The organism is Peterkaempfera griseoplana, assembly GCF_001418575.1.
Lineage (GTDB): Bacteria > Actinomycetota > Actinomycetes > Streptomycetales > Streptomycetaceae > Peterkaempfera > Peterkaempfera griseoplana.
Genome location: NZ_LIQR01000542.1, coordinates 1 through 8,010, shown reverse-complemented (window position 1 = coordinate 8,010; position 8,010 = coordinate 1). Strand labels below are relative to the sequence as shown.

At 67.8% G+C, this 8,010-nt stretch carries 3 protein-coding genes; all 3 read right to left on the bottom strand.

What is annotated here, in order from left to right; all coding sequences use genetic code 11:
- Nucleotides 1-435: 435 nt before the first annotated feature.
- Nucleotides 436-1,008, bottom strand: coding sequence for a class I SAM-dependent methyltransferase (locus tag AOK09_RS32125; RefSeq protein ID WP_107101512.1), 573 nt, complete (start codon nt 1,006-1,008; stop codon nt 436-438).
- Between the two features lie 230 nt (nt 1,009-1,238).
- Complete coding sequence (mads8, locus tag AOK09_RS42760) at nt 1,239-6,800, bottom strand: methylation-associated defense system ATP-binding protein MAD8 (protein WP_407675452.1); 5,562 nt, start codon at nt 6,798-6,800, stop codon at nt 1,239-1,241.
- 125 nt (nt 6,801-6,925) lie between these two features.
- Nucleotides 6,926-8,010: methylation-associated defense system protein MAD7 (gene mads7, locus AOK09_RS32115; protein ID WP_055590747.1), on the bottom strand; the 1,085-nt coding region annotated here is incomplete at its 5' end.

Genomic DNA, 8,010 nt, shown 5'->3' with positions numbered 1-8,010 from the left:
CTCGCCGCCCGCACCCACCGCCCCGGTCTCGTCGTCCAAGAGGCCCTGAAGACTCCTACACCCACCAGCAGCCTCGCCTGGACCACCATCACGCCAGTCCGTACGAACCGCCGGTAGCTGCTCGTCCGAGCGCCCCTGGAGGTACGGAAGCCCGTTGGATGGTGCTCGGCTTGCTCACAGCCCTCTCCGACCCTGGCCCCGGCGCCCTGACCGAGACCACCCAGATGCTTGTCCATGCCCAGGCTGGGCAGCGTGGGGACTACCCTGCGGACGAGGTGGAGTGCGAGCAGGTGGCCGCAGCGTCGGCGCCCTCCAACGGGTGGACAGGTGCGCGGGAAGCAGGCGTTGGAGTAGACGTCGTCTCCCTCCCGCTCACGGATCCGCCCCGAGAGGGCCGCTATCCCCATTTCAGAACAGAGGCCTGATGCAGACCCCTCAATCGCGGTGCAGGGGTCGCCCGGTGAGGATGCCGCCGAGGCAGCCGATGCGGAAGCTCCCGTGCCGGTCGACCTCCGCAGTGATGATCTCCCCGGCGCGCTGCAGGGTTTCGTGAGGGGGGACCCCCAGTTGGTCGGCCCAGGCCTCGTAAGATGCCAGGTGCGCGACGGCGGGGGCCGGGTCAGTCAGCTCGATCACGCCGGGCAGCTCCCTGACGGCGAGGTCGGTGAAGGACGCGCCGAGCAGGGCGGGGGCGGCTTCGAGGGAGAAACGGGAGCTGAGGGAGACGCGACGGGGGCCTTCTGGGATCCCCAGGACGTCGGCGGCGGCCCGGCTCCAGAACTGGTCGAGTGCGATTTTATCGCGGGTGCTGTTGGTGGAGGCGATGAGCAGGCCGCGGGGCTTGAGCACGCGGGCCAGCTCGGCGATGGCCTTGGGGATGTCGGCAGCGTGGTAGAGCATGTGCAGGGCGAGGGCGGCGTCCGCGCTCTCGTCGGGCAGGGGCAGGACGGCGCAGCACCGCGTTCTCGTGCCGGAGCGCCAACACCGAGCGGGACAGGTCTGGCACATGCTCACCTGCGACGTCCCGTATCACGAGCTCGGCGGCGGCTACTTCACCCAGCGCGATCCCGAGCGGGCCACGCGCCGGGCCATATCCCGGCTCAACGAACTCGGCTACGCGTCACCCTCGACCCGATGGAGGCCGCCAGGTGAACCAGCGGTGAGACATAGCCCCGACGGGGCGGCCGATGCTGCCCAAGGTGGGACCGCCAGGGGCAATTTACGCCTCGGAGGCAAGCTTACTGTCCGCCCGTTGCCGTCTTCGTTCCTCCGCCATGCCGGGTCACACGAGGTCGGCATCGCATTCGGACGGCTCCGTGAGTGAACGCCGGGTCAGTGGACTTACTCGCCCACACGTACGCCTCGCCGGGCTGAAGCTGCGCCATCTGCTCAGAGCGCAGACCGGCGAAGGCGGTGTTCGCCTTCTGGAGGTGCTTCAACCAGGCTGGCGAGGTGAACTTGTGCAGGATGACGTGGTCGGAGAGTTCGATCAGGGAGATCGGTACGGAGGGCGGGTCCTGGCTGGCGACCAGGATGCTCATCCCCTTGTGACGCATCTCGCGGACGGTCTCGACTAGGCCGGCGACGAGGTCTGGGCTGTCGATGTACTTGTGCGCTTCGTCGAAGACGACCAGTTTGTTGAAGTGTTCATCCCCACTGCGCGCCTCGGCGAAGAGCTGCATCAGGACGACGAAGAGACCGAGTGCTTCGTCCTTCTCGATGTACTCATCGCGGAGGTCAACGATGATCAGTCGGCCGGGTCGGATGAGGCTGGTGAGCCGGGCATTGTCATCGATGTAGTCCTCGGCGAGGTTGAGCCGCTCCTGGGCCAGTTGCTTGACGTGGTCGGGCATGCCGGAATCGATCACGCCCTGCCGGATGACGCCGAGGGTCAGGTTGTTGCGGTTCGACTTCATGATGCGGGTCAACTGCCGGATGTATGTTGACTGGTTGCCGACCGCTCCCATGAGGAAGCGCCAGTGGGATGCCTGGAGTTCGGCGGAGGAGAAGGCGAGCGGCTGGACGTCGATACCGGGGAATTCCCGTCGACGATCGGCGACCTGGTCGGCGGGGGCAAGCAGCAGCACGTCCGATAGCGCTTGGGGTTCGGCTCCGTATCGGTCCTTCAGGACCTGGAGCTGCGCCTGGTCATCATTTGGGCGCGCCATGGAAGTGAACTCCGGTGCGTAGTCCATGGTACGGCTGTAGTGGAACACCACGGTCGCGAGAGGGCGGGGAAGTTCATTGACCGGCGGGGTGGGCAGCGAGGCCATTTCGATGATGCTGCCCAGGGTGTAGCTCTTGCCGCCTCCTTGTACGCCGAAGAGGCTGATGGTGTGGGTTTCGTCGAGATCGACCGCCACTTTCCGGCCGGCTACTTCGCCGAGTACACCGTGTTGCGGCGAGGGGCGGGTGACGCCGAGGAAGATTTCGGGGAGGCCCCCTGGTGAAGCCGATCCCGGCGTGACAGAGGTGGGCTGGGCATCGATGGTCGACGACTCGTGGGAGCCCTGATTTTCAGGGACGGTGCCCGTCCTCAGCGGATTTCCGGTACCTCCCGGAGGAGCAGCCGATGAGGTTCCTTCCGAAGAAGGAGACACCGGGACCGCCTCCGCCGCGTCGGCACCATGCACGGTCAAAGTTGCCCCGGACTGGGCCGGATCTGTCTCACGGCCCGCACGCTCAGGTGCGGTGAGCGGCGTGGTCCCGTTGCCGTTCTCGACCTCGTCGATGTCGAGGATGGTCACTGCCTTGCCCCCACCGGCCTGCCCGCGGTCTTCCTCCTGGGCATCTTTGACATCCTGCTCGTCCTGTACGTCAGGTGCCCGGAACTCGGCGTCGGAGAGCCGTGGCACAGTCAACTGCGACAGTGCCAGGGTGGGAGCGGTGGCTGCTCTGTCCTCCTGCTCTTCAACCGCTAGGTACGTGGGCGCGGGTACGCCCGGCCGAACAGTGGGAATCGCATTGATCAGCTCCGTGATCAGATTGCTGCCGATGCGGTGGAACTCCACCTCGTCGTCGAGTTCGCGGTCGGTTCCCTCGCGGGCGAGGTCGAAGATCAGGCCGCTGCGAGTGAAGTGGAGGGCGTAGCCGTCGTCGAGGCTGTCGAGCAGCGCGTGGGCCGCAGTCCTGGGTGCGTGCCCCATGGTCCCGTGGCGTGCCGCCCGCTCCAGGTAGAAGCGGAGCAGGGAGCCGAGGGCTAGGTTCTTGACCGGCCGGTCCACCCGGTCCGGGTTGGTGTGGGCCGGATCGAAGGACTCGGTGAGGACGGTCTGGCTCCGTCCGAGCTGCTGGGTGACCTTGGCCTTGAGGCGCTGGTAGGCGCCGATGTCGTCGAGCGTGGTGTAGCACTTGACCTCGACGAGGCGGCAGGTGATGGTCCGGGCCCGCGCGTCGAGGTGGAACAGGGCGAGGTCGCTGCGCTGGAAGGAGTGGGCGTCGCCGAGCTCCCGGGCCTGACGGCGGACTTCGGCGTACAGCTCAGGATGGGCGTCCAGGGGAACCACGATCTGGTTGTGCAGGGCGTCCTGATAGTCCAGGTAGAGGCGGGCCAGGGCGAGGCCGAGCACTTCGGTGCGCTGGGTGGGGGCGGTGGAGGCCAGCTTGAAGGCGAGGTTGCCGGAGAGCAGGCGCAGTTGCTCGAAGAAGGTGTTGAGGTGGCGCTGTTCGACGTCGAGCCCGTGCTGCTGGGCGGTCGGTCCGAGCAGGGTGCGCAATTCGTCGACCGAATTCGAGCTGACCATGATCTGGTGGCCGAGGCCGCTGTCCAGCGAGGGTGCGTAGTCGATGACGTACTCGGGTCGGTCGCGTTGTCCGGCGTGGTCGAAGTACTCCAGGCCGAGGGTCCTGTCGATGGTGACGACCCAGTCGCCGACCTGGTGGGCCTGGTAGAGCAGGGCCCGGTCGGCGTTGTCGAGGGAAAGGACGGTGCACGGCACATGGCGCGGCGCCTGTCCCGCGGTGGCGACGTTAGCCGCGGCGCCGGCGAGGAGTCCGGGCAACCGGCTCAGGAGAGTGGCAAGGTCCTCCGCGTCCTCGGCGGGCAGAGCGATGCCGTGGCGTGGCATGGTCCGCCACACGATCTGCTGCTCGTTGTCCTCGTACGTGGAGGACGTCGGCTGTACCAGGCCGTGGACCGGGGCGTACGCGATGTCGTGGCGTGTGACGGAGCCGTGCTGTTCCCCGCCGAAGGCGTCGATGAGCACGGTCAGATGGGCGTCGAACTCGGCTCCGGGTTCACTGAACTCCTCCACTGAGCGGACGGAGTAGACGAGTTTCGCGATCCGGGTGCCTTCCGCGGCGTGAAGGAACGCCTCCGCCTCGGTGGAGGTGAACTGATTCTGCGCGCTGATTAGTTCACCCAGCGCTGCACCGGACTCGGGGGCTTCCGGGTCGGACACGCACAGCCGAATGTCGTAGGTGAGGTCCCGGGTGGGGGTGCGGCGTTGCAGTTCGAGGAGGGCGTCGGCGACGATCTCCGCGCGGCCTGCATTGACGACGTTCATGACCAGGGTGCGGACGTATGGGTGGAAGCGTACGTACCGCTCGATCCGGTCGGCGAGCGCCATACCCGACAACGCACCGGCTCCGCCTGCGGCACGGGGACCGGCGGCCGGGAGGCGCAGCGCTGTGGTGAGTCGGCCGAGCAGGCCACGGGGGTCGGAGGTCTCGCTGGGCAGGTAGGCGGCCCAGTACGGGGTGAGGTTGTCCGAAGCTGTCATGAGTCGGCCGTCCTGGCGCGGAACGGCGAACGGGAAGCCCAAGGGTGAGACGGCTTGGAGGAAGGAGTCACGCGCGGCGATGACCCGACGCTGGTCCTCGCCGGCGAGACGCACGACCCAGTCCCGGCCCAGGGCCGACCAGGTCGCTAGCCAGAGTGCGCGGAGGGGGTGCGTCGGGGAGATGAGCAGGACGGTGTCGCGCCTGCCGAGACCGTCTGTGAGGGTGACGGCCGCGCAGTCGATCTGCTGGATGCGGGCCAGCCCCACCAGCGCGGCGCCCCGGGCGCCGTCACCGGCCCGCTCCACCTGAAGCGACTGGGCTTCCACCAGTTCCGCGTACGCCTCGGTGTAGGCGACCAGTTCGTCCCGGACCACCTCGAAGTCGACAGCCTCGCTGACCAGAAGCTGATCAGGATTGGTAAGTTCTCCCGCCTGGCCGCACAGGGCGGCGAAATAGACGTGTCGCGTCGTGAGGTAGCGGTCGTAGGCCTCGGCAGCCCGCCCGGTGAGGGTGAGGGACAAGTCCTCCTCGTTCCCCTCGGGGGTCTCGCTGGTGCCGTCGGGGCGCAGTATGAGTCGACGCAGGGAAGTGTCTTGGGGGCAGGCGAGTAGGCCCTGCTGGAGTTGCACGAGCAGCGGGGAGAGCCGGATCTCCGCGCTTCCCGCCGTGTGGATGCGGGCGTTAAGGACACGCAGGGGGCTGCGCGCCGACGTGGACTTCCACCGGACGTCCGTCAGCGTGGCACGGGTCGGATCGTCCCCGGCGGCCAGCGCCTCGAACTGCAGTGAGCGCAGCGCTTGAGTGATGCCGTCGTAGCGCCCGGCGCTGCGTTCCGGCGGCTCCTCAGCCTCTCCCTCGGGCACGACGTAGAAGCGTTCGCTCTCGCCGCCGGGCAGGCCATGTGCACCAGGGGCGATGTCGAGAGCGTCACCGGAGGCATCGAGCGGGGTGATTTTGAGGTAATGCCACCCTTCCTCCCAGTCGATCTTGTTCAGGCGACGCAGCGGTGCCTTGTAATCGGGCTTGGCCCGGGTCCCCTTGGTGACGTAAGCGATTCGGCCGATCGGGCCGCCGCTCTCCGAGACGATCTCCACGCGGAAGCGGTCAAGGCCCTCCACCTTGAGCGGGGATGGTTCGATGGTGAATCGGGGTGTCAGTTCGCGGACGCCCTTGTCCCCGGCGAGCAGGTAGGGCTGCCCCACGATGGCTTCGAGTGCCGGGTGGGCCTGTAGCTCCTCGGTGTTGTCGCCGGCGGTGGGCAGACCGAGTTCGCGTACCTCGATGGAGACGGTGGCGCGGCGCCGTTCATCGACGCGCCAGTTCCCGAAGGAGAGCGTCCAGTTCTCCCGGTCGACGACGATACGGCGGGTCCATGTCGCCGAGTCCTCCAGGCCGCAGCGGGTGGCGAATCCCGCGAGCCTGCCGGCGAAGTCCGCGTCGGTTAGCCCCAGATCGAGGACGCGCTGGCGCTCCGAGCGGCTGGAGGTGGTGAGTTTGCCGACCAGCTTGCGGTTCCGCTCGGCCCGATCCTTGACGAGCGACAGGTCGGCGTACAGCTCGAAGTCGGGTACCAGGCCGAAGTGGTAGACAGCGGCCCCCGCGACCTGGTCGCGGTAGTCGTTGGTCCGGAGCGTCAGCAGGTACAGGGCGACGGCACGGTCGCCCGGCCGGTGTCCGGGCCGGTCACGGAGTACTGCGAGCAGCTCGTCGACGCCTGGCCGCAGCCGGTCCGGTACTTGGTCGAGGAGGTGGTCGGCCAGCTGCGCGTAGGCGTCGTCGAGGGGTACTTCCTCGAAGGTCGCGATACCGAAGGAGTCCTCGGCGCTGACTCGGGTGCCCGGGGGGACGAAGACGAGGAGCGGTCCGGGCAGGTTGTTCCCGTTCCCGTCGTCGCCTTCGGTGCGGTTGCGGAGTTCGACCAATTTGGTGCTGGTGACGATGGTGTCGTGGTGCGGCTGTTCGGGAGCGAGGTCGTCGGCGGTGCCCAGGACGCAGACGGTGGCGGCGGGCCCCAGTGCTCCCCGGAGCCTACGGACCAGCGCGGCCGCCAGCTCGGTCTCCACTTCGGTGACCCGCATGCAGTGTCCGGCGCCCCGCTCTCCGACCAGCTTGGCCAGGCGTGGCACGAGGACGCCTTCGAGGGCTTCGCGGAGGTCCTTCGCGGTGGGCTCCGCAAGGCCGGTGCTGGTGCTGGCGCTGCTCATCAGGCCGTCGCCCCCGTCGTCGCGGCCCCGATGGCGTACCGGGGGGTGATGGTCTGCGTCAGATAGGCATCCGACATGTCCTGGTAGTAGCCGATCTCGCGCAGTCGATTGAGAAATGCCGCCGCGTTGGCCCGCAGCGCCGCCTGGTCGTCCAGGTGGGCGCCGGAGAAGCCGTCACCGTCCGGCAGCTGGTCGATGTGGAGTCCGTACCGTTCGCGCAGCAGAGTGAGGAACTCGTCCACGCGCATGGGGGAGGTACGCAGATTGCCGGTACCGTCGTCGCCCTCCCGCAGGAGCGACACCTGGAGGAGCACTTCGAGCAGGCGCGCGTCCAGGACGAATCGCCGGACGGCACTGTCTCGTCTGCCGCGCGGCTGGGCGAGCAGGGCACCGGGCCGGTGCTTGAGCAGCATCGAGTCGAGGCAGTCGATGAAGTAACTGCGGTAGTAGCTGCCCTTGTAGTGCATCAGCATCTCGATGTACTCGTCGAAGGCGTTGAGCCCGAGCTGGGTGATCTGCTTCAGCTCCGGGGGAAGGTCCTTCTCCTCGTCCCGTACGCGGGTGGCACGCTGAAGGAAGAACGCCTCGCGTTCCTTGGGATGGGTGGAGAGCCGCCGCAAGACCTCGGCCGGGGTGAAGTAGCTCCGACCGACGGGCGGGGACAGCTTCTGGCTCTTGACGAGGTCCTCGGAGAACTCGTCGAGCTTCTTGATCTGATAGGTCGCCTGGACGAAACGCGTGATCCGCCCGTACCAGATACCGGCGCTTCGCTCGGCGAGCGCAGCCGCCGGGGTGCCGGGCAGGCCCTCGACGTCGACGAAGAGCCGGACGCGGTGCGGGCAGCGGTCCGCCGTCCGCGTGTCCTGGTGCCCGGTCCGGCAGGTGGCGGGCGCCGATCCGGCCTCGATCACGGCGGGCAGCAGCTTCATCATCCGCAAGTGGTAGAGGGCCAGGTGAAAGGCGAAGAGGATCTTCAGGTAGTCCACGAGGACGGTCCGGGGCATGTGGTCCTGGTGGTAAAGCAGCCTCAGGACGTCACGGCACAGCTGGCGGGCCGGTTCGGCGCACAGGGCGGGGTAGGGGG